This is a genomic window from Streptomyces sp. NPDC059743 (genome assembly GCF_042732975.1).
Taxonomy (GTDB): Bacteria; Actinomycetota; Actinomycetes; order Streptomycetales; family Streptomycetaceae; genus Streptomyces.
In genome coordinates, this window is record NZ_JBHWGS010000003.1 from 374,030 (window position 1) to 399,832 (window position 25,803).

Genomic DNA, 25,803 nt, shown 5'->3' on the forward strand with positions numbered 1-25,803 from the left:
TCGTGAGGGCCTGTCGTGAGCCGCCCGTCGCGAGTGGCCGTGCCACGCGACAGGGCCTCCGCCGGAGCGGTCCGGCGGAGGCCCAGGGCCCTGTCGTGCGGATCTCGTGTTCGGATCTCGCCGGGCTACTTGCCCGTCTCCTTCTCGTACGCCTTGATGACCTCGTCGGTCGGGCCGTCCATCAGCAGCTCACCCTTCTCCAGCCAGAGCACACGGTCACAGGTGTCCTTGATCGACTTGTTGCTGTGGCTGACGAGGAAGACCGTGCCGGCCTCCTTGCGCAGTTCACGGATGCGCTCCTCGGAGCGGATCTGGAACTTGCGGTCGCCGGTGGCCAGCGCCTCGTCGATCATCAGGACGTCATGGTCCTTGGCGGCGGCGATGGAGAAGCGGAGCCTGGCGGCCATGCCGGAGGAGTACGTCCGCATCGGGAGCGTGATGAAGTCGCCCTTCTCGTTGATGCCGGAGAAGTCCACGATGCCCTGGTACCGGTCCCGGATCTGCTCGCGCGTCATGCCCATGGCCAGCCCGCCGAGGATGATGTTGCGCTCGCCGGTCAGATCGTTCATCAGCGCCGCGTTCACACCCAGCAGCGAGGGCTGGCCGTCGGTGTAGACCTTGCCGCTCTCCGTGGGCAGCAGCCCGGCGATGGCACGCAGCAGCGTCGACTTGCCGGATCCGTTGGTGCCGATCAGCCCGATCGCCTCGCCGCGGTAGGCAGTGAAGGAGACTCCCCGTACGGCATGGACCTTGCGGACTCCGCGCGCCTCTCCCTTGCCGCGGCGGAGCATACGGCTGAGTGCGGCGGTGGCGCTGCCCTTCCCACCGCCTCCGCCGTTGACGCGGTACACGATGTGCACCTCGTCGGCGATGACCGTGGGAATACGTCCCTGCTTGTTGTCGTCAGCCACGCCCGTACCGTTCCTCGGCCTTCCAGAAGTACACGAAGCCGACGACTCCGAGCAGCACGGCCCACACCAGTGCGGCGAACCAGACGTGCGCCGGGAGGTTGGACGAGCCGTACCCGTCGATCAGCGCGTGCCTGACAAGGTCCATATAGATGGCTGCCGGGTTGTACTGGAGGATGTCCGCGATCCAGGCCGGCTTGTCCTTGAGCATCACCGGGATGGAGAACATCACGCCCGAGGCGTACATCCAGGTACGCATCACGAACGGCATGAGCTGCGCGAGGTCCGGGGTCTTGCTGCCCAGCCTCGCCATGATCAGTGCGAGACCGGTGTTGAAGAAGAACTGGAGCACCAGCGCCGGGATCACCAGGACCCAGCTCAGCTTGGGATAGCTGCCGAAGGCAACCGCCACCGCGATCAGAACGATCATCGAGTACAGAAGCTGCTGGAGCTGCTGGAGCGAGAAGGAGATCGGCAGCGAGGCCCGGGGGAAGTGCAGGGCCCGTACGAGCCCCAGATTGCCGGAGATCGCGCGGACGCCCGCCATCACCGAGCTCTGGGTGAAGGTGAAGACAAAGACGCCGGTGACCAGGAAGGGAATGAAGACTTCCTGCGGGATGCCCTTCCTGGTGCCCAGGATCAGCCCGAAGATCAAGTAGTAGACCAGGGCGTTCAGCAGTGGCGTCGCCACCTGCCAGAGCTGGCCGAGCTTGGCCTGGCTGTACTGGGCCGTGAGCTTCGCCTGGGAGAAGGCCAGGATGAAGTGGCGCCGGCCCCAGAGCTGCCGGACATAGTCCCGCAGACCGGGCCGGGCGCCGCTCACCGCCAGGCCGTACTTGGCGGCGAGCTCCGCCGAGGTCAGACCGTCGTCGGACGACGGCGGGGCGCTCACGGCGATCGCGCCCTCTTGGGTTGTGTCACTCACAAGTTGAAACTTTCGTCTTCAAGATGCGCAGCCGGACGGGCACAAGCACGGAAGGCCAGGCCCCGGAGTTGGGAGTAGCCCCGATGCTCTCAGATCCGAAGCTTGTCAGATGACGGGCGGTCGGCCCAGCCGGGCCTTCTGCGTGATGATCACCGCACCGAGCCGCATGCCGCTCACCTCAGTCTGCTCGACGCCAGGATGGAGACCAGGTGCAGCAGCGTCTGGACGACGGCGATACCGGCGAGGACCGCGATACCGAGCCGGGTGAAGAACAGATCTCCTCGCACCGTGTCGAGTACGGCCACGACCAGGATGAAGAGGCTGGCCTCGATGCCGCCGACGAGCCGGTGGAACTTGAGCATGGCCGCGGCCCTGCGGGCCAGCGCCAGACCGGAGGAGCGCGGCACGGAGGCCTCGTCCTTGACGGCGGGCAGACCGCTGCGCTGCCGGGCCACATCGACAAGGTCGGTCTCTGCCTTGATCAGGATCGCACCGAGCGCGGCGAGCGTGCCGAGGAAGGCCCACTGCCAGTTCGTGGCCGTGCCGTTCCGGTGGAAGACGTCCGCGCCGCGCACACCGAAGCCGATCAGCAGAGCGGCCTCGCAGAGATAGTGGCCTATCCGGTCCAGATAGACGCCGGTGATGGAGGTCTGTTTGCGCCAGCGGGCCACCTCGCCGTCGACGCAGTCGAGCAGCAGATAGATCTGGAACAGGACCGCCGCGAGAATCGCGCCGGTCAGTCCCGGTACGAGCAGTACGGCACCGCCCACGACGCCCACCACCACCATGAGATAGGTGAGCTGGTTGGGCGTGATCCGGGTGTTCACCAGGTACGGGTCGATGTGCAGCGAGATCTCCCGCATGTACAGTCGCCCGGCCCAGTGCTCTCCGCTGCGCCGGTCCTTCACTCCCTCCGGGTGAACGACCGGACGGAGTTCAGCTACTGATGGTCTTGGCATAGTCGGCGTACGCGTCCCTGATCTGGTCGGTGGACAGGTCGAGGTGTTCGAGGATGGTGAAGCGGCCGGGACGGGTCTGCGGCGCGTAGGCGACGGCCCGTACGAACTCCTCCGGGGAGAAGCCGATCTCCTCCGGCAGTACGGGCAGCCCGTGCCGGTGCAGTACCTCGGTGAAGAGCTGTGACTCCTCGTGGGCGCCGCGCAGATGCATGGCGAAGGCGGCGCCGAGGCCGACCTGCTCGCCGTGGAGCGCGCGGCGCGTCGGGTGGAGCAGGTCGAAGGCGTGGCTGATCTCGTGACAGGCGCCCGACGAGGGACGGGTGTCGCCGCTGATCGACATGGCGATACCGGTGAGGACCAGCGCCTCGGCGAGGACGGTGAGGAACTCGTCGTCACCGGCGCCGCCCGGGTGGCGCAGCACGGCCTCGCCCGCGGTACGGGCCATGGCGGCGGCCAGTCCGTCGACCGGCTCGCCGTTGATCCCGTGCGAGAGCTCCCAGTCCGCGATGGCGGAGATGTTGGAGACCGCGTCGCCGATGCCGGAGCGGATGAACCGGACCGGCGCGTCGCGGATGACATCGAGGTCGACGACGATCGCGATGGGTGTGGGGACACCGTAGGAGCCGCGGCCGTTGTCGTTGTCCAGGGTGGACACCGGGGAGCAGAGCCCGTCGTGCGCGAGATTGGTGGCGACGGCGACCAGCGGCAGGCCCACCCGGGCCGCCGCGTACTTCGCCACGTCGATGATCTTGCCGCCGCCGAGGCCGACCACCGCGTCGTACCGCTTGCCCTTGATGCCGTCGGCGAGCCGGACCGCGGAGTCGATGGTGCCGTCGGCCACCAGATACCAGTCCGCGGCGGTGAGCACCGGCTCCAGCCGGGTGCGCAGCGACTGTCCCGAGCCGCCGCTGACCGCGATGGCGACCCGGCCCGAGCTGGAGATCCGCTGGTCGGCGAGGAGACCGGCGAGATCCTCCAGGGCGCCGGGCCTGATGTCGACCACGACCGGGGACGGGATGAGCCTGGTCAGTACTGGCACGCGATCTCACGGCCCTTCGCGAGGTCGTCGTGGTTGTCGATCTCGACCCATGGGATGTCGCCGATGGGCGCCACATCGAGGGTGAAGCCGCGGTTCACCAGCTCCTGATAGCCGTCCTCGTAGTAGAGGTCCGGATCCCGCTCGAAGGTGGTCCGCAGGGCGTCGGCGAGATCCGCGGCGGCCTCCGGCTCGATCAGTGTGACTCCGATGTACTCGCCGGTGGCGGTCGCCGGATCCATCAGCTTGGTGATCCGGCGTACGCCCTTTGCGCCGTCCGTGATGACCTTCATCTCCTCGTCGGCGAGGTGCTTGACCGTGTCGAGGGCGAGGATGATCCGGCGCTCCTCACCGCGGGCGGCGAGCAGCGTCTTCTCGACGGAGACCGGATGGACGGTGTCGCCGTTGGCGAGGATCACACCGCTGGTCAGGACGTCACGGGCGCACCAGAGCGAGTAGGCGTTGTTCCACTCCTCGGCCTTGTCGTTGTCGACCAGGGTGAGCCGGAGACCGTACTTGCTCTCCAGCTCGGCCCGGCGTTCGTAGACGGCCTCCTTGCGGTAGCCGACGACGATCGCGGCCTCGGTCAGCCCGACCTCGGCGAAGTTGCCCAGCGTCAGATCGAGGACCGTGGTGGTCCCCTCGCCCGCCGGGTCCACGGGCACGAGGGCCTTCGGAAGCGTGTCGGTGTAGGGACGCAGACGCCGTCCGGCACCGGCGGCCAGTACGAGGCCGATCATGCGGGTTCTCCTTCGTCATGTACGGCGGGGGCTCCGGAGGACACCCAGAACCGGATGGACTCCAGGAGCACGACCAGCGCCACGGCGGCAGCGAGCACCGTCAGGGCCAGTGGGAAGGCGGTGTGCCCGGTCACGAGAACGGCGGCGAGCACGGTCACCACGAGCGTGCGGCCCTCGTGCCCGCCGACCGACCGGACGAGCCATCCGGGCGGCGCGCCGGAGCCGCCGCGGATGCGGTACACCGTGTCGTAGTGATGGTAGGCGACGGCCGCCACCAGCCCGAAAGCCGCCGGCAACGCTCCGTTCACCTCGGAGCGGGCGGCGAGCACCAGGACCGTGCCGTACTCCGCCGCCCGGAACACCGGCGGTACGAGCCAGTCCAGCGCGCCACCGAGCGGGCGGGCCACGGCGAGGCCCGAGGTCAGCACGTACAGCAGGGCCGCGAGGACCGGCCATGGGCCGTCGAGAGGTGCGAAGGAGGCGGTGGCGACGACCGCGGCTCCGCCGAGGAGTGCTGTCAGGAACGGCAGGGCGCCGGGAAGCCGACGGGCCGGGCGCCGCAGCAGCCGGGCGGTCCCTTCGGCGAGCGGGCCCGAGTCGGCGAGATCGGCGAGGGCCCGCGCGGCGCGTTCGGTACGGATGGCCTTGCGGGTCACCGAGCGCAGCACACGGCCGGCGGTGGTGTAGCAGGCGGCGAAGGCACAGCCGATGAGCAGCGCGTAGAAGACGGTCCGAGGTGTGGTCAGGGCGGTGAGCACGGCGATCATCGCCCAGCGCTCGCCGATCGGCAGCACGATCATCCGGCGTACCCACACCGTCCAGCCGACGCTGTCGAGCCTGCTGGAGAGCGCGGCGGTGGGCGTGCCCACCACGGCCTTGCCGGTGGCGTTCGCGGTGGTCGCGTCGGCATTCGCCTCGTTGAAGGAGAAGTCCACGACATGCCGGCAGGTCTGGAGGACCATGGCGCCCAGCGCGAGCGCCCATACGTCGTCGCCGCCTCGGGCGGCGCCGAGCGCGAGGCCCGCGTAGTAGGCGTACTCCTTGGCGCGGTCGAATGTGGCGTCCAGCCAGGCGCCCATCGTGGAGTACTGGAGCGAGTAGCGCGCGAGCTGCCCGTCGGTGCAGTCCAGCACGAAGGAGAAGAGCAGCAGCGCGCCGGCCGCGACATAGCCGCCGCGGGTGCCGGTGGCCGCGCAGGCCGCGGCGATCAGTGCGGTGATCAGGGACGCGGTGGTGACCTGGTTGGGAGTCAGGCCTCGGCGGGCGCACCAGCGGGCCAGATAGCGGGAGTACGGGCTGACGCAGAAGGTGGTGAAGAAGCCGTCGCGCGCCTTCACGGCGGAGCGTAGCCGTACGGCCTCGTCGTCGACGGCCGCGACAGCGGCCCCGGCCCGCTCCCGGGCGTCCGCGTCGGCCGGTACGGCGGCGACGAGCGAACCCAGCTCTGGGCGGTGGACGGCGGTGCCCCGGGCGTCGAGCGCGGCGGCGACCTGATCGGCGAAGGGCTCGCTCGGGGCGGTGACGGTGGCTCGGGCCTCAGCGGCTCCGACGTGAGGCGCTCCGGTCCGAGCGTGCGGGGCCGTGGGCGCGCTGCTCAGTGGCGGTCGCGGGTCGCCGTTGACCACCGCCGTGATGGCGGTAAGCAGCGCCGCCCGGGCCTCGGGCTGGGCGGTGAGCGCACCGGGCACGGCAGCGGCGGGGAAGCGCGGATCGGTGAGGGCCAGGCGCAGTGCGTGGATGTGGCCGACGAAACGGGAGTCGACCAGGGCGACGCGCTCGGCCGCGGGGGCCGAGGCGAGCAGACTCCGCGCCTCCTCGGCGCCCGGCGCGGTCCGTACGTCATAACCCAGCGACCGCAGATGGCCTTCGAGCGGCGATCCGGGGACCGGGGGACCGGTGAGGATGGCGGTCGGCAGACGAACTCACTCCTTGGCGCTGACAGGGCTGGGTGCACGGCGTCGGGACCCGGGATCCGGGTGGCGGCACATCGGCAGAGAGGCTATCGGATGAACTGAAGGCCGAGTTCACCGGCCGTTTACTCTCCGGATGCCAAGGTCTGATTCAGGAAGGGTTCGCGCGGTGATCATCATCGGTCACCGGCGCTCTCCCGGACAAACGACGACCGGTGCCCGGAGGGCACCCTCTAGGGTTGCCGCCATGACATGGCTGATCACAGGTGGAGCGGGTTATATCGGGGCACATGTGGCGCGGGCGATGACCGCGGCGGGAGAGCGGGTCGTCGTGCTCGACGATCTCTCGACCGGTGTCGCCGAGCGGCTGCCCGCCACGATTCCGCTGGTCCGGGGCTCCCTGCTGGACCGGGAGGTCGTGGACCGTACGCTCGTCGCGCACAAGGTCACCGGTGTGGTGCATCTCGCGGCGAAGAAGCAGGTCGGAGAGTCTGTCGAGCAGCCGCTGCGGTACTACCGGGAGAATCTGCACGGGCTCACGGTGCTGCTCGACGGCGTGGTCGCCGCGGGCGTACGGCGCTTTCTCTTCTCCTCCTCCGCGGCCGTGTACGGAGTGCCGGATGTGGAGTTGATCACGGAGCGGACACCGGCCGTGCCGATCAATCCGTACGGTGAGACCAAGCTCGCGGGCGAGTGGTTGGTCCGGGCGACCGGACAGGCGTACGGGATCGCCACCGGCTGTCTCCGGTACTTCAATGTGGCGGGCGCGGCGACGCCCGAGCTGGCGGACACCGGAGTGTTCAACATCATCCCGATGTTCTTCGACCGGATCAGCCGTGGCGAGGCGCCGAGGATCTTCGGTGACGACTATCCGACACCGGACGGCACCTGTATCCGTGACTACATCCATGTGGCCGATCTCGCCGAGGCCCATCTCGCCGCCGCGCGCCGGCTGGCAGTACAGGAGGGCGCCGGCGACCTCACGGTCAATATCGGCCGTGGCGAGGGCGTCTCGGTCCGTGAACTGGCCGAGCTGGTGGCCGAGGTCACCGGCCACCGGGCCGGGACGGTGGTGGAGGCGCGCCGTCCCGGCGATGCCGCGAGGGCCGTCGCCTCGGTCGGGCTGATCGCCGAGAAGCTGGGCTGGACGGCGAGCCACGGGGTACGCGAGATGGTCGAATCGGCTTGGGAGGGCTGGCGGCTGCACCACCCGGCGACCGTGGCCGGGTGATCTCGTCACTGCTCTGACCTGCGATCATTTCCGCAGGTCAGAGCATATGACAACGGTGTTCAGTGCCGTGTTGCCGCATACCCCCCACCCGTAGTTCACTGGCGTGGTCGACAGATCGCACAGACGACCGGAAGGCGGTCTCATGGGGGCAGGGCACGACCACGGGCACAGCCACGGCGGGCCGCCGGCGGGCACCGCGACCGCGGCCTACCGGGGCCGGCTGCGTATCGCGCTGTCCATCACGCTCTCCGTGATGGTGGTGGAGATCATCGGTGGTATCGCCGCCGACTCCCTCGCCCTGTTCGCCGACGCGGCCCATATGGCGACGGACGGTGTGGGGCTCGGGATGGCGCTGCTGGCGATCCACTTCGCGAGCCGGCCCGCGGACAAGAACCGCACCTTCGGCTATGCGCGGGCCGAGATCCTCGCCGCGCTGGCCAACTGTCTGCTGCTGCTCGGTGTCGGCGGATTCCTGCTGTACGAGGCCGTCGAGCGCTTCATCGTGCCGCCCGAGACCAGAGGCGGACTGACGATCGTCTTCGCCCTGATCGGTATGTTCGCCAATCTGGTCTCCCTCTCCCTGCTGATGCGCGGGAGGAAGGAGAGCCTCAATGTGCGCGGTGCGTATCTGGAGGTGCTCGCGGACACTCTGGGCTCGCTCGCGGTGCTGGTCTCGGCCGGTGTCATTCTGCTCACGGGATGGCAGACGGCCGACCCGATCGCGGGTCTGGTGATCGGGCTCATGATTGTTCCGCGTACGGTGAAGCTGCTGCGGGAGACACTGAACGTACTGCTGGAGGCCGCGCCCAAGGACGTGGATATGGCCGAGGTACGCGCACATATGCTCGGACTGCCCGGTGTGGCCGACGTACATGATCTCCATGTCTGGACCATCACGTCCGGTATGCCTGTGCTCTCGGCACATGTGGTGGTGGACCAGGACGCGCTGGACGCGGTGGGCCACGAGAAGATGCTGCATGACCTCCAGGGCTGCCTCGGCCATCACTTCGATGTCGAGCACTGCACCTTCCAGCTCGAACCGCGAGGGCATGCCGAGCACGAGGCGAAACTCTGCCACTGACCTCCTGCCACCGGCCTCTTGCCGCTGACACCCTCGGGGGTGCCGCTGACACCCTCGGGGGCCTGGGAGAACGGACATGCCCACGCTCCCGAAGTGCTGGCACGGGGCCTTTGTGCGGCAGACTTGGGGGCTGAGGCCCGAAGCGAAGGATGGTTATGCCGACCACACCAGTCACTACGGCGAACAGCTCGTCGAACGGCGTTCAGGAAACGATCATGCTGGAGCTGGTCGACGAGAACGGCAATACCATCGGCACCGCCGAGAAGCTCTCGGCCCATGAGGCGCCCGGCCTGCTGCACCGGGCGTTCTCCGTCTTCCTCTTCGACGAACAGGGACGGCTGCTGATCCAGCGGCGCGCGCTGGGCAAGTACCACTCCCCCGGTGTCTGGTCGAACACCTGCTGCGGACATCCGTACCCGGGCGAGGCACCGTTCGCCGCCGCGGCCCGCCGTACCCACGAGGAGCTGGGCATCTCGCCCTCACTGCTCGCCGAGGCCGGCACGGTCCGCTACAACCACCCGGACCCGGCGTCGGGACTGGTCGAGCAGGAGTACAACCATCTCTTCGTCGGAATGGCGCAGTCCTCGCTGCGGCCCGACCCGGAAGAGGTCGACGAGACGGTCTATGTGACTCCGGCGGAGCTGACCGGACGGCATGACCGGGACCCGTTCTCGGCGTGGTTCATGACCGTGCTGGACGCGGCGCGGCCTGCGATCAGAGAGCTCACAGGGCCTGCCGGGGGCTGGTGACGTCCTCGCGCGCCGGCGCGCCGCCGAGCGGGGCCAGGAACGGCAGCGTCGCCCAGATGATCTTCCCGCCGCCGGCGGTGTGCTCGACGGCGCAGCTACCGCCGGCCTCGCGGGTGATCTCCCGTACGAGCAGCAGTCCGCGCCCGCCCGTCCGGGCGTGATCGGTCTCCAGGGCCTTGGGCCGGTACGGGTGGTTGTCCTCGACCGCGACACGGATCCACTCCGCGCCGATGGTGACCTCGACACCGATCTCCGGCGAGAGCAGGGCCGCGTGCCGTACGGAGTTGGTGACCAGCTCGGAGACGATGAGCAGCAGACTCTGGACGACCGTGTCCCTGACCGGTACGCGCTGGCGTTTGAGCAGATCGCGTACGGCGTGCCTGGCCTGCGGTACGGAGACGTCGACGGCCGGAGCGGTGAACCGCCAGACTCCCTCGTACGACACCGGCCGGGCCGGAACACTCCCGCGGCTCTCCATCCTTGCGGCACCCACCCTTGTTTCGACCTGCGGCTTTGTTTCGGCCTGTGGCTCGGCCGGCTCGACCGGTGTCGGCCAGCGGATACCGAGTGTTGGGAACGGGCCTGTCCACACCGGGCAACTGAACAGAAGTCAGCCGTAATTGGCGGAGAATGACCGTATTCGATCGAGTGGACCACCAGGGCGATCGCACGCGATCATTCACTGGCGCTTCAGGAGCGGTCGAGTGGGCATGACGGGCGCGGGCAACAGCGGGCAGCGGCGGGCGATCGCCGGGCCGGGAATAGCATCCGGCGCATGGAGCCGCAGCTGCTGCACACCGTCTCCGACGGCATCGCGACCGTCGTGATCCACCATCCCGCCAAGCGCAACGCGATGACGGCGTCGATGTGGCGGGAGCTGCCGCCGCTGCTCGGGCGGCTGGCGGCGGATCCGGCCGTACGGGCGCTGGTGCTGACCGGCGAGGGAACGACATTCTGCGCGGGCGCCGACATCTCCTCGCTGCGTGATCCGCAGGAAGCGCAGGAGGCGCGCGACAAGCAGGACGTGCGCGGCGAGGTGGGCCGGGAGGTGCTGATGGAGGCCGGTGACGATCCCCGGTCGGACGATCCTCGGTCGCTGGCCGTACGGGCCGAGGAGGCGCTGGCCGCCTTTCCCAAGCCGACTCTCGCGGCCGTACGCGGTCACTGTGTGGGCGGTGGCTGCCAGCTCGCCGCGGCCTGCGATCTGCGGTTCGCCGAGGAGGGCGCCCTGTTCGGCGTGACTCCGGCGCGGCTCGGGATCGTCTATCCGGCGTCGTCCACCCGGCGGCTGGTCTCGCTGGTGGGGCCCTCGACCGCCAAGTATCTGCTGTTCTCCGCCGAGTTGATCGGCACGGAGCGCGCGCTGCGCACCGGACTGGTGGACGAGGTGCTGCCGGCCGGAGAGTTGGGCGGGCGTGTGGCGGAGTTCGGCCGGGTGCTGGTCTCGCGCTCACGGCTGACGCAGGCGGCGGCCAAGGAGTTCGCCTCGGGAAGCGCCGACCGTACCGCGTACTGGACGGAGCAGGCGCGCTCCAGCGGAGAGACCGCGGAGGGCGTCGCCGCGTTCCTGGAGCGCCGGGAGCCGCGTTTCGGCTGGACCGTACACGCGTGAGACGGCGCGGCCGGCGTCGGTGGGCCGGAGTGGTCCGGCTCATCGGGCCGGCGGGCGGATTCGCCGGTGCGGCGCCGGCGGCGGGTGCGTTTTTCGCGGATCTCATCGGCGGGAGCTGAGCCGGTCGTGCCCGCCGATGTCACTGCCACCTGCCACAATGCAGTCGCCGGACCACAGAACAGCGGAGCGTGATCGTGACGACGTCCATCGAAGGCAGGATCGCCGGGGAACTCGGCGTACGGGAGCGGCAGGTGAAGGCGGCCGTCGAGCTGCTCGACGGCGGATCGACCGTGCCGTTCATCGCGCGCTACCGCAAGGAAGCGACCGAGATGCTCGACGACGCGCAGCTGCGCACCCTTGAGGAGCGGCTGCGCTATCTGCGGGAGCTGGAGGAGCGGCGGAGCGCGATCCTGGACTCCGTACGCGAGCAGGGCAAGCTGGACGAGGCGCTGGAGGCGCAGATCAGGGCCGCCGACACCAAGGCGCGCCTTGAGGACATCTATCTGCCGTTCAAGCCGAAGCGGCGTACGAAGGCGCAGATCGCCCGGGAGGCGGGCCTCGAACCGCTCGCCGAGGGCCTGTTGAAGGATCCGTCGGTGGAGCCGCTGGCAGCCGCCGCGGCGTTCGTGGACGCGGACAAGGGTGTGGCGGATCCCGCCGCCGCGCTGGACGGCGCGCGCTCCATCCTCACCGAGCGGTTCTCCGAGGACGCCGATCTCATCGGCGAGCTGCGGGAGCGGATGTGGACACGGGGCCGGCTGGTCTCGAAGGTCCGGGAGGGCAAGGACGACAGCAAGGAGGGACCGGGCGCCAAGTTCGCCGACTACTTCGACTTCGCCGAGCCGTTCCCGGAGCTGCCCTCGCACCGGGTGCTGGCCATGTTCCGCGGCGAGAAGGAGGATGTCCTCGATCTGGTGCTGGAGCCGGAGGATCCGTCCGAGTCCTCGGAGCTGCCGGGCCCGACGATGTACGAGAACATGATCGCGCGGCGCTTCGAGGTCGCCGACCGCGGCAGGCCCGGTGACAAGTGGCTGGCGGACACGGTGCGGTGGGCGTGGCGCACCCGGATTCTGGTGCATCTCGGGATGGATCTGCGGCTGCGGCTGCGGACGGCCGCCGAGGACGAGGCGGTGCGGGTGTTCGCCGCGAATCTGCGCGATCTGCTGCTGGCCGCGCCGGCCGGCACCCGCACGACGCTCGGGCTCGATCCCGGGTTCCGTACGGGCGTGAAGGTGGCCGTGGTCGACGCGACGGGCAAGGTCGTCGCCACCGACACGATCTATCCGCATGTGCCCGCCAACCGGTGGGACGAGTCGCTCGCGACACTGGCACGGCTGGCCAAGGCGCACTCGGTCGATCTGATCGCCATCGGCAATGGCACGGCGTCCCGGGAGACCGACAAGCTCGCCGGCGAGCTGTGCGCGAAGCATCCGGAGCTGAAGCTCACCAAGGTCATGGTGTCCGAGGCAGGCGCCTCGGTGTACTCGGCCTCGGCGTTCGCCTCGCAGGAGCTGCCCGGTCTCGATGTGTCGATCCGCGGCGCCGTGTCCATCGCGCGCCGGCTTCAGGATCCGCTCGCGGAGCTGGTGAAGATCGATCCCAAGTCGATCGGCGTCGGCCAGTATCAGCACGATCTGTCCGAGGTGAAGCTCTCCCGCTCGCTGGACGCGGTCGTCGAGGACTGTGTGAACGGCGTGGGTGTCGATGTGAACACCGCGTCGACGCCGCTGCTCTCACGGGTGTCGGGCATCGGGACGGGACTCGCCGAGAACATCGTCGCCCATCGTGACGCCCATGGGCCGTTCCGGTCGCGGCGGGCGCTCAAGGATGTGCCGCGGCTCGGCCCGAAGGCGTACGAACAGTGCGCGGGCTTCCTCCGTATCCGTGACGGTGACGACCCGCTGGACGCGTCGAGCGTCCACCCGGAGGCGTATCCGGTGGTGCGGTCCATGGTGAAGACGACCGGCAGCGAGGTCGCGTCCCTCATCGGGAACGCGTCGGTGCTGCGCTCGCTGAAGCCGGCCGACTTCGTGAACGAGTCCTTCGGGCTGCCGACCGTGACGGACATCCTGCGTGAGCTGGAGAAGCCGGGCCGGGACCCGCGTCCGGCCTTCAAGACCGCGACGTTCAAGGACGGCGTGGAGAAGATCGGAGATCTGGCCTCCGGGATGGTGCTGGAGGGAGTCGTGACGAATGTCGCGGCGTTCGGCGCGTTCGTGGACATCGGCGTGCATCAGGACGGGCTGGTCCATGTCTCCGCCATGTCGAGGAACTTTGTGAAGGATCCCCGGGAGGTCGTGAAGCCGGGCGATGTGGTGAAGGTGAAGGTCATGGAGGTCGACGTTCCGCGTAAGCGGATCTCCCTGACGCTGCGGCTGGACGACGAGGTGGGCGCGAAGCCGGAGCGCGACCGGTCGGGTGGGTCTGGTGGCTCGGGTGGTGGACGGCCGCCGCAGCAGCGGCGGGGTGCGGGCGGTGGCGGCGGCCGGGGCGGCGGTCGCCAGGCGTCGGCGCCGCCGCCACCGCCTCCGGCGAACAGTGCGATGGCGGATGCGTTGCGGCGGGCGGGGTTGACGGATCCGAAGGGGGGCGGGCGCGCCTAACGGCGGGGCCGCCGTGCGGCGGGGGCTTTACGCGCCTGCGGCGCGGGGGCCGGTGGTGGGTGCGGGTGCCGGGGCACTCCGGAGGTACATGTCCGGACGGCATGATTTACGCCGCGTGCGGACCGGTTGTCTGGTGCGGGTTTCGTGTGCGGCACAAATCACGCTTTAGTGTCCGGACACGCACCTCCTACGACCCCGACCCCCTCCCGCCCGGCCCCCGGCTTCCCGCCCGGTGCCGGGCACCCACCAAGCCCGTCCGGCGTTTGAGGACGGAACGGCCAACCCCGGTGCGGGTTCCCAGACGGTGGGGCAAAATCCAGCCCGTCCGGCGTTTGAGGACGGAACCGGCAGCCCCGGTGCCGGGTTTCCGGACGGTGGGGCCAGCCCCGTGGCGCGCCCGGCCGCAGGCCGGAAAAACCAGCCCGTCCGGCGATTGAGGACAAAACGGTCAGGTCTCGGTTACTTGGCCCGCCGCCACGTCCAGGCGGCGGGTTGTGTGGATCGCGTTCAGCATGCGGCGGTCGTGGGTGACCAGGAGCAGGGTGCCGTCGTAGGAGTCCAGCGCGGATTCGAGTTGTTCGATCGCCGGCAGGTCGAGATGGTTCGTCGGCTCGTCCAGGACGAGGAGGTTGACGCCTCGGCCCTGGAGGAGCGCGAGTGCGGCGCGGGTCCGTTCGCCCGGGGAGAGGGTGGTCGCCGGGCGCAGGAGATGGTCCGACTTCAGGCCGAATTTGGCGAGCAGGGTGCGGATCTCGACCGGTTCGGTGTCGGGGACGGCCGGGCGGAACGCGTCCAGCAGGGTCTCCGGGCCGTGGAAGAGGGCGCGTGCCTGGTCGACCTCGCCCACGACCACACCCGAGCCGAGTGACGCGTGGCCCGCGTCCAGTGGGAGGCGGCCCAGCAGGGCGGCCAGCAGAGTGGACTTGCCCGAGCCGTTGGGTCCGGTGATGGCGACGCGGTCGGCCCGGTCGATCTGGAGCGTGACCGGGCCGAACTGGAAGTCGCCGCGCTTGACCTCGGCCGCGCGCAGCACCGCGACGACCGCGCCGGAGCGGTCCGCGGAGGCGATCTCCATCCGCAGTTCCCACTCCTTGCGCGGCTCCTCGACCGCGTCGAGGCGTTCAATCAGCCGCTGTGTCTGGCGTACCTTGGCCGCCTGCTGCTCGCTGGACTCGGCGCGGAGCTTACGGCCGATCTTGTCGTTGTCGGTCGCCTTGCGCCGGGCGTTCCTGACGCCCTTCTCCATCCAGGCGCGCTGGGTGTGTGCCCGTGTCTCCAGGGACGCCTTCTTCTCCGCGAACTCCTCGAACTCCTCACGGGCGTGGCGCCGCGCGGTCTCCCGCTCCTCCAGATAGGCCTCGTAGCCGCCGCCGAAGAGCGTGATCTTCTGCTGGGCCAGGTCGAGTTCCAGGACCTTGGTCACGGTGCGTACGAGGAACTCACGGTCGTGGCTCACGACGACCGTGCCGGCGCGCAGACCGGTCACGAACCTCTCCAGTCGTTCGAGGCCGTCGAGATCGAGGTCGTTGGTCGGCTCGTCCAGCAGGAAGACGTCGTACCGCGAGAGCAGCAGCGAGGCGAGACTCGCGCGGGCCGCTTGGCCGCCGGAGAGCGTGGTCATGGGCTGGTCGAGTCCGACGGTGAGGCCGAGCGAGGCGGCGGTCTCCTCGGCCCGTTCGTCCAGGTCCGCGCCGCCGAGGCTCAGCCAGCGCTCCAGCCCGATGGCATAGGCGTCGTCGGCGCCGGGAGCGCCGTCGACAAGCGCCTGGGTGGCCTCGTCCAGCGCGGTCTGCGCGGCGGTGACTCCGGTACGGCGGCCCAGAAAGGCCCGTACGGTCTCGCCCTCGCGCCGCTCGGGCTCCTGAGGGAGATGGCCGACGGCGGCGGTGGGCGGCGAGAGTCTGATCGCGCCGTCCTCGGGCGTGTCGAGTCCGGCGAGCAGCCGGAGCAGAGTGGATTTTCCGGCGCCGTTGGCACCCACGAGTCCGATCACATCGCCGGGTGCGACAACGAGGTCGAGCCCGGAGAAGAGCGAGCGGTCGCCGTGTCCTGCGGCGAGATCCTTGGCTACGAGCGTGGCAGTCATCAGACCGTAGATCCTAACGAGGTGCTGGGCCTCCCCGGCGAAAAGGATCGTGCAGGAGAGACTTGTCCGTCCACCGGATTCCGCTACGGTCCGGACATGAACGGCGGCAAGAGCGATGTGATAGTGGTCGGCGGCGGAGTCATCGGTCTGACGACGGCGGTGGTGCTCGCGGAGAGCGGACAACGAGTCGGGCTGTGGACGCGTGATCCGCTGGGACGCACCACATCGGCGGTGGCGGGAGCCCTGTTCTGGCCCTATCGCATCGAGCCCGCGGCCGAGGTCGGCACCTGGCTGGAGACGTCGCTGAGCCAGTACGAACAGCTCGCGCTGCGGCCGGACGAGACCGGCGTGCGTATCGTGCCGGGACTGATGGCGGACATCCCGATGGAGGGCCTGGGAAGCTGGGCCGCGCGGGTCCCCGGACTGCGTGAGGCCCGTGCGGACGAGTTGCCGGCCGGCTTCGGCCAGGCGCTGCGGGCCGCCGTTCCGCTGATCGACATGCCCGTCCATCTGCGGTATCTGAAGGAGCGGCTGCGGGCGGCGGGCGGCACGGTGGAGCGGCGTTCGGTGACGGGCTTCGAGGAGCCGGCGGAGCTGGCGCCCGTGGTGGTGGACTGCACCGGGATCGGTGCCCGGATGCTGGTGGCGGACGCGTCGCTGTATCCGGTGCGCGGGCAGGTGGTGGTCGTGGAGAATCCGGGCATCGACGAGTGGTTCGTGGCGTCCGTTCCCGGCTCCGCCGCCATGACCTATGTGATGCCTCAGCCGTACGGAGTGCTGCTCGGCGGCACGGCGACGGAGCACTCCTGGGATCTGCGTCCCGATCCGGCCGAGGCCGAGGCGATCGTCGTGCGCTGCGCCCGGATCCGTCCCGCGCTGGCCGGGGCGCGGGTGCTGGAGCACCGGGTGGGACTACGGCCCGCGCGCCCCCGGGTCCGGCTGGAGGCCGTGACACTGCCCGGAGGCGCGCGGCTGGTGCACAACTACGGACACGGCGGCGCGGGCGTCACCGTGGCCTGGGGCTGCGCGCAGGACGCGGCCCGGCTGGCGCTGGACTGACTCGTGATCAGCAGTCGGCGGGCGTCGCTGCGGTCAGGTGGTAGGTGGCGCGTTCGTCCAGGAGCAGCGGGACCAGATTCCGCTGCGACTGGCGGAGCGGTACGAAGGCGCCCTTGCCGAGCGGCAGTGACAGCACTCCGTGGAGGGCCAGTTCGTCCTTGACGTCGGCGTACTGTGCCGCGTCGAGACGGTAGCCGCACGGCGGGTTCTGGATGATCTGCTCGGGCGCCGCCGGTTCGTTGTCGGCGCCGCCGAGATAGACCGGGCCGCGGTCCTTCAGTCCGGCCAGCCTCGCGGTGGCCGTGGCGCTCACGATCGCTCCTCTGCGCTCGTCGGTGAAGGTGAACAGCCCTTTCAACGAGTCGAGTTGGCTGGCCACCCGGCGCCGGTGGTTCAGCGCGGGATCGGCCTTCTCGGCGTCGGTCAGCGCGTTGACCCGGCTCTCGATGAGCAGGCCGAGCGAGTGTTTGACACCGGCCGCGTTGCGCAGGATGCGCTCCTGGCCGTCACCGGCGGTCTGCCGGATGGGCTCGTCGGTCACCGGATCGGTCCAGATCCCGTAGGTGCCGATGGTGTGGCCGGCCGCGCGCGCGGCGGGCCGTACATAGCGCTCCGAGAGCGCTTTCGACTCGTCGTGGACGCCGGTCGCGGTGTTGAGGTTGCGCGGCCAGAGATCGAACAGGTCCTTGTCGTAGTACGGCGGAGTGGCGCCGTACTCGTGCAGGTCGTAGATGACATCCGGGCGCTGGTCACGGATGAGGGCGGCAAAGGCGCGGCCCTCGGCCGTCTTGAGCGCGATGTGGTCGCGGTTGATGTCGACGCCGTCGGAGTTGCCCCGGGTGTCGGCGGCCCGGCCGTCCGGGTTGGCGGTGGGGACGACGAGCACGCTCGTACGGGCCAGGAAGCGCAGGGTGTCGCGGTCCTTGGTGTAGGCGAGATCGCGGACCGTGGTCAGACACGCCTCGCGGCCCGACGGTTCGTCACCGTGCTGGCTGCACACGAGCAGCACGGTGGTGGCCGCGTGCCGGGCGCCGATCCGGACGAGCTGGAGCGGACGGCCCTGTTCGGTCGTACCGATGGTGCTGAGCGTGGCACGCTCGCTCCCCCGGTCGACGGTGGTCAGGAACTCCTGCTCCTGTGGCTGGCTGGTCCAGTCGGCGCCACCGTTCGTCTCGAATCCGGTACGCGGCGGCGCGGGCGAGGTGGTGGTGGCCTGGGCGGGGACGGCGGCCAGCGAGGTGACGAGGGCGGTGGCGGTGATCGCCAGAACGAGCCCTCGTATACGAGGAGTTGTGGCGCGTGGTCGGGTCATCGGCTGCTGTCTCCCGGGATCGGCGGAATCCGGCGCGGCTCGGCCACGCCGTGGTGACGGGACTCACGGGGTGCGCTGTGCGGCGGGACGGCGCCGGTGGTGGCGCGGGCGAAGGCCGCCGCGCCGCCGACGAGCGGCAGTCCGGCGGAGGTCCTGGCCAGATCGAGGGTGAGAGTGGGAGTGGTGGACGGCGGGTCGATGAGGCCCTGGTCGGTACCGGCGATGATCAGGGCGAGCCGGTGTCCGGCCGGGACGACATGGTCGGTCGCGGCGAGCTCGATGGTGAGGGTGTACGGCTTGCCGGGCGTGAGCGGGCGGCCGTGGCCGGCCGAGGCGTAGGTGCCGAGATCGGCCCAGCCGCGGCTGAAGACGGTGTGGTCGACATCAGCGGTCCTGGCCATGGTCTCCCGGTAGCAGGAGCTGTCGCCGGTGGTGCTCGGGCCCCAGCAGGTGCGTTCGGTCAGTGTGGTGATGCCTTCGCCCGATGCGGCGTAGTCCCGGATGGTGTCGGGCCCGAGGTCGACAAGGACCGCCGAGAGATGGGCCGTCGAGGTGGACGGTGTGGCGGTGACGGTGACCGTACCGGAGCCGGACAGCCGCAGCTCACGGCTGAGCGGCCGGGTGATGAAGCCGGACTTGGCCGCGGTCGGCAGATCGATCTCGGCGGCCCAGTCGCTCTCGCTCTGCCGCGGATCGTCGGTGAAGGTCTCGGTGGTGCCGGGCCTCGCGGGCGTACGGCCCAGGGTGCCGACTCCGGCGACGGCGCCCGCGCCGGGACGCAGGGCGGTGGTCGCGGTGGTACGCGGCGGCCAGACGCGGTCGGTGGACCACTGGTCGGGAGCGCGCTCGACGTCCGCCATGGGCTCGCGGTCGATGCCGTTCTCGTAGCCGAGGAGATAGTGGTCGAACCAGCGGTGCAGCGTGGTGACCCAGGTGGCGCGGCGGAAGTCGAACGGATCGACATGGCCGGTCTGGGAGAGCCAGATCTTGCGCTCCACGCCCGCGTCGGCGAGCGCGTCCCACCATTGGCCGAGGTGTTTGGCGCGCACATTGAGGTCCTGTGCGCCATGGATGGCGAAAACACTGGCCCGGACCTTGTGTGCGTTGCGCACATAGTCGCGCTCGTTCCACAGCCCGGTCCAGTCGCCGGTGCGCGGTGCCTCGTCGATCAGCCGTTGCTGCACCGCCTGGCAGCGGGCCCGGGCCTCGGGGCTCTCGACATAGTCGGAGAGCCACTCGGGTCCGGAGTCGTAGAGAGGAGCGCCCTGCTGGAAGTAGTAGTCGTACCAGGAGGAGATCGCGCTGATCGGGACGATGGTCTCCAGTCCCTCGACGCCGGTGGCGGCGACTCCGTTGGCGATCGTGCCGTCGTAGCTCTTGCCGATCATGCCGGTGGCGCCGGTGGTCCAGTCGGCCCGTACGCGCTCGGTGCCGGTGCGGCTGCCGTAGCCGCGGGCGCGGCCGTTCAGCCAGTCGACCACGGCCTTGGCCGACTGGATGTCGGAGCGTCCGCCGACATCGACACAGCCGTCGGAGCGGCTGGTGCCCGTGAGATCGACGGCGACGAAGGCATAGCCGCGCGGTACGAAGTAGTTGTCGTAGTACAGCGGGAAGCCGACCGGCCTGCCGTCCGCGTCATAGGTCTTGCGCTGGCTCTCGTTGCCGCGTCCGCAGCAGGAGTAGTACGGGCTCGCGTCCATGATCACGGGAACCTTGCGGCCCCGCTCGGCGGGCTCGCTCGGCCGGATGACATCGACGGCGACCCGGTCGTTCTTGCCGTCCTCGTCACCGTCGATCCCGGTGTCCACCCAGATGGACTCCCGGATCGCGTCGTCGTACGAGTAGACGGGCCGGCTCTCCTTCACCTGCGGTCCGCCCGGCCCTGCGGCGGGCTGTGCGCCCAGTGCCCCTGTCGGAGTGAGCAGCACCCCGAGGAGAGCGGCGGAGGCCGCCGCGACCAAGGTTCTGTATGACCAGCGGGCTCCCCGCGCACGGATCTCCATGGGGCGGAAGGTACCCCGGTCAACTCCCGTGCAAAAGAGGGCAGTCGACGGGCCGAAGGGACATGGGCGCGGCTGGGCATGCCGACCGTATACATGTACAGGGCGCCGGCCGCGCGGGAGTCGCACGGCGGGCGTACGGCATCAGGGACCGTGGGCATGCCCTCCGAGCGGACAGGTCTGCCGGGACATCGCTGATGGGACGCCTTGGAAGCGCTCTCATCCAAGCGCCCGCAGCGGTTAGGCTGTAGCTGTCCGGCAGCCCGTCTCGCCCCCGTATGCGGCGCTGCCGTACGGTACCGCCGTATCGGTCCCGTCCGGGCCGTACCGGCGGCCATCAGGTCCTGTACGCCCGTACCGGCACCGTCAGCCGTATCCGTCCCCGACGAGGAGCGCACGCCTTGCCCGAGCCGTCCCCTGGGTTCCGTCCCACTCTGGAAGCTGTCGCCGCGCGCGCCGGCGTCTCCCGGGCCACGGCCTCGCGGGTCGTCAACGGCGGTGCGGGCGTCCGGCAGCCGCTGGTCGACAAGGTGCGCCGGGCGGTCGACGAGCTGGGATACGTACCGAACCACGCGGCCCGCACCCTGGTCACCCGGCGCACCGGCGCGGTCGCCGTGATCATCGCGGAGCCGGAGATCCGGATCTTCTCCGATCCGTTCTTCTCCCAGCAGATCCGCGGTATCAGCAAGGAACTGACCGCGCACGACACCCAGTTGGTGCTGCTCCTGCTCGAAGGTCCCGGTGACTACGACCGGATCGCCCGCTATCTGGCAGGCGGCCATGTCGACGGCGCGCTCGCCTTCTCGCTGCACACCGACGATCCGATCCCCGAGATCACCCGGCGGGCCGGGATGCCGACGGTCTACGGAGGCCGGCCGAGCTGGACTGCGGCCCAGGACCGTCAGGCCGTGCCGTATGTGGACGCCGACAACCGCGGCGGCGCCCGGGCGGCCGTCCAGTATCTGCGGGACCTCGGCCGGCGGCGGATCGCGCATATCGCGGGCCCGCGCGACCAGACCTCGGCCACCGACCGGCTGGACGGCTATCACGATGTGCTGCTGGACGCGGATCCCGGGCTGATCGCCGAGGGCGCGTTCACGGCGGAGAGCGGAGCGCGCGCGATGGCGGAGCTGCTGGAGCGGAACCCCGATCTGGACGCGGTGTTCGCCGCCAACGATCTGATGGCCTCGGGCGCGCTGCGGGTGCTCAAGGAGCATGGCCGCGCGGTGCCCGACGATGTGGCACTGGTCGGTTTCGACGACATGGACTCGGTCGCGGAGGCCACCGATCCGCCGCTGACCACCGTCCGGCAGGACATAGAGGGACAGGGCCGGCTGATGGCGCGGCTGCTGCTGCGCGGTCTGGACCGGGACCGCGAGGGCGCCTCGGCGCCGGCTTCGGTGATCACTCCGACCACACTGGTACGGCGGGCCTCGGCCTGAGCCGGGACCCGCCGTCCGTCGTGGGCCGTGCCTCGCGGGTTGGCCGCGCTCGCGGGTCGTACGCGTGCCGCGGGAGAGGTCCCGCTGTCGAGAGAGGTCCGCTATCCGGTCGCTGTCGAGCGCGCCGGTACGGTGAGCGTCTTACCGTCCGAGAAGGTGACCGTGCGCGCCACCGGCTCGAAGTTGTGCGCCGCGTACGTCCGTACTCCGCCCTTGGTGAAGACGGCGGAGGTCGGGATCGAGCCGGTGACCGTCGCGTCGGGAGCGCCCAGCGCGTCCAGTGTGGTGATCCAGTGGTACGTATGGGCCCTGGACTCGCCAGCCTCGGGTGTGTAGCCCGCGTTGCCCGCGTCCCACTTGGCCTTGGCCGCCGCCGGATCGGCGAGGGCCTCGAACTCCCAGAGGATGTCCCGCCATTCGACGGCCGGACCGCCGTTCTCCCGCACCATCTCCGCGAGATTGCGCCTGATCGCGTCCTTCTCACGGCTGAGATGGAGTGAACCACCGGTCAGCGGAAGGGCGTTGATGCCGTGGATCTCCTCCGGATTGGCGGTCCACCAGGTGGAGTACGCGCCGCCGCTGCCCCACACCATGCCGACCGTGTCATGCCCGAAGGAGGACGGGAAGACCTCCTGGTCGGCGTCGAACCAGTACTGGCCGATCGCCTCGGACTCGGTGGTCAGCAAGTAGCTGCCCAGGTCGTGCAGTTGGGCGTTACCGGTCGCGGAGCCCCACAGGATCAGTGCGGCGCTGAGGTTGGTGGACTCGGACGACGACTCCTGGTTGTTGCCCGCGGCGAAGCCCTGGTGTCCCGAGGCCCAGCTGTGTCCCGCGTATATGTCGAAGCCGCGCAGGAAAGGGAATGCGGTGTCATCGCGGCTGGGGTTGGCCGCGTCGCGTACGAGCGTCTTCACCATGCCGCCCCAAGCGGAGTCGGCGGCCCACGCCTGGTCGTACTGGGCGACGATCGCCGCCGCATAGACGTAGTAACTGTAGTGGAAGTGGTGGTCGTTGAGCTCCGTGTCACTGCCGTAGGACGCGGGATAGCCGGTCAGCGTCTTCCAGTTCCTGTCGTACGAGAACTCATTGGCGCCGCCCGCCGTGAACCACTGTTCCAGCCGGCCCTTGAGCAGTCCGACCAGCTTGTCGCGAGTGGCGGTCTCACCGATCTGGTCGGCCATGGGCACCAGTTGGGCGAGCTTGCCCAGCGCCTTGCCGGTCCAGTAGGTGTCGACCGCGCCGGAGAACGGATCGGCCGCGTTCGCCACCTCGTTCAGATAGCCCCGGAGCCGCGCCTGGTCGACGCCGCCGGACCTCGGCAGCGCGGGCAGCACTCCGGCCGACTGCTGGCTGGTGGTGAAGGACGTGCCCTCGCGGACCTTCATCGTGCCGCGTGACGAGACATAGGTGTACGGCGTGAGCGCGTCGGTCGTGTGGAGCCACTGGTGGCGGTAGAGGGCCTGGAGCGTACCGGTCTCGGTGCCCTCCTGCGGCGCGGTGGTGAGGCTGTAGGTCGCCCTGACCGTGCCGCCGGCGGCGCTCCAGCTCACCTTCGAGCCGGTGACGAAGCTGTACGCGTACTTCCGGTAGGCGGCCAGCGCGTCCGTGGAGGGCAGGACCGCGAGGGAGAAGTAGTCACGGCCGCCGAGCCCGGCCGTGAGCGTGGATCCCGCTACGGTCCAGTCGCTGCCGGTCGGCGCGAACAGGGCGTAGTGGTGTCCCGCGACGGTGATGCCGAGGACATTGCCCTGGTCGGCGAAGACCTGGGGCGCGGCGGCGGTGGTGACACGCGCGTCGCCGCCGGTGCCCTTGGCGTAGACGAAGGGCAGACCGTGGCCGATGGTGGTCCGCAGGGTGCGGGCGCCGTCCGACCAGTACGGCGTGACGGTCCAGTCCGACCAGCTGTCGGCCTTGGTGTCGGGCGAGTTGAGCCCGGTCAGTCCCAGCGTGAGATCGGCCTTGTGCGCGTACTCGTACTGACGGCCGTCGCCGCTGACCGTCGGAGCGGTCGGATAGCCGACCTGGAGACCGCCCGCGGTCGCCTGATAGGTGAGCGGATGGCCGTACATCGGCGTGGAGTACGGATTGTCGCCGTACCGCTGGAAGGCCAGCGAGGACCACCAGTCGTTCGTGGGCACGGGCCTGTTCCTGGCGGCGTCGGTCACCTTGGGAGTGACCGGCGTGCCGGTGTTGGTCGTGGGGCCCGCTGTACCGGCGGGCCGGGTGTCCGAGTAACTCCCCGCACCCACGGGGACGTTGGCGGCCATCGCCGGACCGGCGGCGGGACCCAGGCCGACGGCGGCCAGGGCGGTGACCAGGACCAGCGCGGAGACGGGTCTGGCACGGGAGACGGACATGGACGGCACCTCGAAGACATGGGGGGAAAGGGCGTCCGAGAGCGCTCTCAGATGTAATGAAACGTAAAACTCCTGAAACAGAAGTGTCAATACATCTGACACGGACGGCAGTTCACGGGTGATCGGCAGCCGTTATGCGTTCGAGTCTTGACGAAGCACAGCACTCCGGGCCACGCTCCCCCGCCAACTCGTGAGAGCGCTCATGAACGGCTCTCGCGTAGGTACCCCCGAAGCCAAGCGATCCGCCGCCATGAGCCAAGTGATCCGCCGTCACAACGCAGGAGGCGGGGAGTCCTTGCGTTATTGGCATGCTACGGACATGCTTTTCCCAGCGGAATCTACCCGCATAGATCCGGCTCCGTCCTGAACGCTTCCCCCCAACCGCCGCCCCGCCGCAGGCGGACGCGGCACGCCTCCAGGAGGAACCCTTGAGCACGCGTTTCACACGCCGCCATGCCACCGCTCTCGCTCTCACCGCCGTCACCGTCGCCGCCCTCCAGGGCGTGGCGTCCCCGATCGCGGGAGCCTCGCAGCCGAGTCCGTCCGACGCCGCGCCGGTCTCGGCGGTCGGACAGGTCGAGGACCAGACCGCCCGTGCCGTCGCCGCCTCGCTCGGCGACCAGAGATGGCGGGCGCAGATACGCTCGGCGGCCCTCGCCTCGGACCAGGTCGATCTGAGCGCGCTGACCGGCCGGGCCACGGCGAAGGCCGGACAGGCTCTCAAGTCCACGGTCGCCAAGGGCGACCAGCGCATCGCCGCCGCCAAGGGGCTGGGCGCCGACACCGGTTCACTGCTGCGGCTGCGGCTGGCCGCCGACCCCATGCGTGGCGCGCTGACGGCGGGTACGGTCCCGCTGGTCGCCGCCGCCGGCACCGATGACAACGCCGAGACGATCACCGCGTACGACAGCCGTGGCCGGGCGCACACGCTGGACGCGCGGACGACGCCGGACCGGCCCGTCTACGTCGTCGACATCGACGTCACCAAGGCCATGGCCGCGGGCCTGGGCGTCGTGGACAAGGAACTCGCCAAGCACGGTCTGTCCTCCGCCGAGGTCACCGAGGCCTCCAAGGCCACCGCCGAAACCACCGAGGGCTCACGGAACCGCGCCGCCGCGGCCGGCTTCTGGACCTCCCGAGTCGACGCCGTCCATCTGTCCAACGACGAGGAGCCCTGGATCTCGGGCGACGCCGAGATCTTCTCGATCGTCAGCGGCTTCGGATTCGACGGCAAGGTCCGTGTCGACACGGTGACCATGCCGTATCTGGACAACGACGGCACCACCTACTACCCGAACCAGATCCTCGTCAACTGGTCGTCCTACAAGTACAACCTCGCCGATGTCGTGATGATGGAGGACGACGGCGACACCAACTACCAGGCCCTCGCCAAGGCCATCGCGGACATCCTGCTCACCATCACCGACCAGGGCGCCTATATCCCCCTGGTCAACGCCATCCTCGACGCCATCCCGACGTCCTGGTGGACCAACGATCCCGACTACGTGGACTCCTGGTACACCCTGGGCCAGAACTCCTCCGGCCGCCTCAACGGCGCCCGGGGCAACGGCTGGATGACGATCAGCCCGTACTTCGTCGAACAGTTCTGACACCCGAGAGCCCCGTCCGGCCGTTCCCTGGCCGGACGGGGCTCTTGTCACTCACGTCGCTCACGCACCTTGTCGCCTCGCGTATACGGCGCCACTTTCACAACGGTGGTGGCACAGCAATACTGTTTCACTGAGTCCCACCGAGTCGATTCGGTCCCACCGAGTCGATCTGTCGACCCATGG

General features: G+C 69.7%; 19 protein-coding genes. 8 read left to right on the plus strand and 11 right to left on the minus strand.

The genetic code is table 11. The features are described 5' to 3' along the window. Window positions 1-125 precede the first annotated feature (125 nt). From ACFV6H_RS07425 to ACFV6H_RS07450, 6 genes are all read right to left on the minus strand, one after another. Entirely contained in the window at window positions 126-911 is a 786-nt protein-coding gene (locus ACFV6H_RS07425) for an ABC transporter ATP-binding protein (protein WP_066948520.1), read from the minus strand. Then, on the minus strand, window positions 904-1,833 hold the full coding sequence (locus tag ACFV6H_RS07430) for an ABC transporter permease (protein WP_093592577.1): 930 nt from the start codon (window positions 1,831-1,833) through the stop codon (window positions 904-906). Before ACFV6H_RS07430 ends, ACFV6H_RS07425 begins: the two co-directional genes overlap by 8 nt. Before the next feature lie 173 nt (window positions 1,834-2,006). Further along, complete coding sequence (locus ACFV6H_RS07435) at window positions 2,007-2,792, minus strand: CDP-alcohol phosphatidyltransferase family protein (protein ID WP_384782180.1); 786 nt, start codon at window positions 2,790-2,792, stop codon at window positions 2,007-2,009. After that, on the minus strand, window positions 2,770-3,831 hold the full coding sequence (locus tag ACFV6H_RS07440) for an iron-containing alcohol dehydrogenase family protein (protein WP_384975185.1): 1,062 nt from the start codon (window positions 3,829-3,831) through the stop codon (window positions 2,770-2,772). The genes ACFV6H_RS07435 and ACFV6H_RS07440 overlap by 23 nt, the downstream gene beginning before the upstream one ends. Continuing rightward, a complete protein-coding gene (locus tag ACFV6H_RS07445) occupies window positions 3,819-4,568 on the minus strand; it encodes a sugar phosphate nucleotidyltransferase (protein WP_385539486.1) in 750 nt (249 codons plus the stop codon). Before ACFV6H_RS07445 ends, ACFV6H_RS07440 begins: the two co-directional genes overlap by 13 nt. Further along, on the minus strand, window positions 4,565-6,484 hold the full coding sequence (locus ACFV6H_RS07450) for a DUF5941 domain-containing protein (protein WP_385539801.1): 1,920 nt from the start codon (window positions 6,482-6,484) through the stop codon (window positions 4,565-4,567). Before ACFV6H_RS07450 ends, ACFV6H_RS07445 begins: the two co-directional genes overlap by 4 nt. A gap of 241 nt (window positions 6,485-6,725) precedes the next feature. Here ACFV6H_RS07450 and galE point away from each other — a divergent pair, with 241 nt between their 5' ends. The 3 genes from galE (at window position 6,726) to idi (ending at window position 9,539) form a co-directional block, all read left to right on the plus strand. Continuing rightward, on the plus strand, window positions 6,726-7,709 hold the full coding sequence (galE, locus tag ACFV6H_RS07455) for a UDP-glucose 4-epimerase GalE (protein WP_385539488.1): 984 nt from the start codon (window positions 6,726-6,728) through the stop codon (window positions 7,707-7,709). Between the two features lie 142 nt (window positions 7,710-7,851). Continuing rightward, the gene (locus ACFV6H_RS07460) at window positions 7,852-8,790 is read left to right on the plus strand and encodes a cation diffusion facilitator family transporter (protein WP_384975187.1); all 939 of its coding nucleotides are present in this window, start codon (window positions 7,852-7,854) and stop codon (window positions 8,788-8,790) included. 155 nt (window positions 8,791-8,945) lie between these two features. After that, window positions 8,946-9,539: an isopentenyl-diphosphate Delta-isomerase gene (idi, locus tag ACFV6H_RS07465; RefSeq protein ID WP_384975188.1), complete on the plus strand. Its 594-nt coding sequence runs from the start codon at window positions 8,946-8,948 to the stop codon at window positions 9,537-9,539. On the opposite strand, the gene ACFV6H_RS07470 is transcribed toward idi, so the two are convergent. After that, window positions 9,514-10,017 (minus strand): ATP-binding protein, encoded by a 504-nt coding sequence (locus ACFV6H_RS07470; protein ID WP_384782171.1) that lies wholly within the window; start codon window positions 10,015-10,017, stop codon window positions 9,514-9,516. The two genes, idi and ACFV6H_RS07470, sit on opposite strands and share 26 nt — an antisense overlap. Window positions 10,018-10,314: 297 nt before the next feature. On the opposite strand from ACFV6H_RS07470, the gene ACFV6H_RS07475 reads away from it, so the two are divergent. After that, entirely contained in the window at window positions 10,315-11,151 is an 837-nt protein-coding gene (locus ACFV6H_RS07475; RefSeq protein WP_385539492.1) for an enoyl-CoA hydratase/isomerase family protein, read from the plus strand. 194 nt (window positions 11,152-11,345) lie between these two features. Then, entirely contained in the window at window positions 11,346-13,754 is a 2,409-nt protein-coding gene (locus tag ACFV6H_RS07480; protein WP_385539494.1) for a Tex family protein, read from the plus strand. 448 nt (window positions 13,755-14,202) lie between these two features. On the opposite strand, the gene ACFV6H_RS07485 is transcribed toward ACFV6H_RS07480, so the two are convergent. Beyond that, window positions 14,203-15,840, minus strand: a complete 1,638-nt coding sequence (locus ACFV6H_RS07485; protein ID WP_385539496.1) for an ABC-F family ATP-binding cassette domain-containing protein — start codon at window positions 15,838-15,840, stop codon at window positions 14,203-14,205. Window positions 15,841-15,936: 96 nt separating this feature from the next. Between ACFV6H_RS07485 and ACFV6H_RS07490 the strand changes: the two genes are divergently transcribed. After that, window positions 15,937-16,899, plus strand: coding sequence for an FAD-dependent oxidoreductase (locus ACFV6H_RS07490; protein ID WP_385539498.1), 963 nt, complete (start codon window positions 15,937-15,939; stop codon window positions 16,897-16,899). Window positions 16,900-16,906: 7 nt separating this feature from the next. Here the strand turns inward: ACFV6H_RS07490 and ACFV6H_RS07495 are convergent, their stop codons facing one another. Together ACFV6H_RS07495 and ACFV6H_RS07500 are read right to left on the minus strand one after the other, a co-directional pair. Then, a complete protein-coding gene (locus tag ACFV6H_RS07495; protein WP_385539500.1) occupies window positions 16,907-18,211 on the minus strand; it encodes a M14 family metallocarboxypeptidase in 1,305 nt (434 codons plus the stop codon). Then, on the minus strand, window positions 18,208-20,214 hold the full coding sequence (locus ACFV6H_RS07500) for a Xaa-Pro dipeptidyl-peptidase (RefSeq protein ID WP_385539502.1): 2,007 nt from the start codon (window positions 20,212-20,214) through the stop codon (window positions 18,208-18,210). The genes ACFV6H_RS07495 and ACFV6H_RS07500 overlap by 4 nt, the downstream gene beginning before the upstream one ends. Window positions 20,215-20,612: 398 nt before the next feature. Here ACFV6H_RS07500 and ACFV6H_RS07505 point away from each other — a divergent pair, with 398 nt between their 5' ends. After that, complete coding sequence (locus tag ACFV6H_RS07505; protein WP_385539504.1) at window positions 20,613-21,653, plus strand: LacI family DNA-binding transcriptional regulator; 1,041 nt, start codon at window positions 20,613-20,615, stop codon at window positions 21,651-21,653. 101 nt (window positions 21,654-21,754) lie between these two features. Here ACFV6H_RS07505 and ACFV6H_RS07510 read toward each other — a convergent pair whose 3' ends face one another. Next, a complete protein-coding gene (locus ACFV6H_RS07510) occupies window positions 21,755-24,010 on the minus strand; it encodes a glycosyl hydrolase (protein ID WP_385539506.1) in 2,256 nt (751 codons plus the stop codon). Between the two features lie 428 nt (window positions 24,011-24,438). Between ACFV6H_RS07510 and ACFV6H_RS07515 the strand changes: the two genes are divergently transcribed. Then, the gene (locus ACFV6H_RS07515; RefSeq protein WP_385539508.1) at window positions 24,439-25,620 is read left to right on the plus strand and encodes a DUF3103 family protein; all 1,182 of its coding nucleotides are present in this window, start codon (window positions 24,439-24,441) and stop codon (window positions 25,618-25,620) included. Window positions 25,621-25,803: the final 183 nt, after the last annotated feature.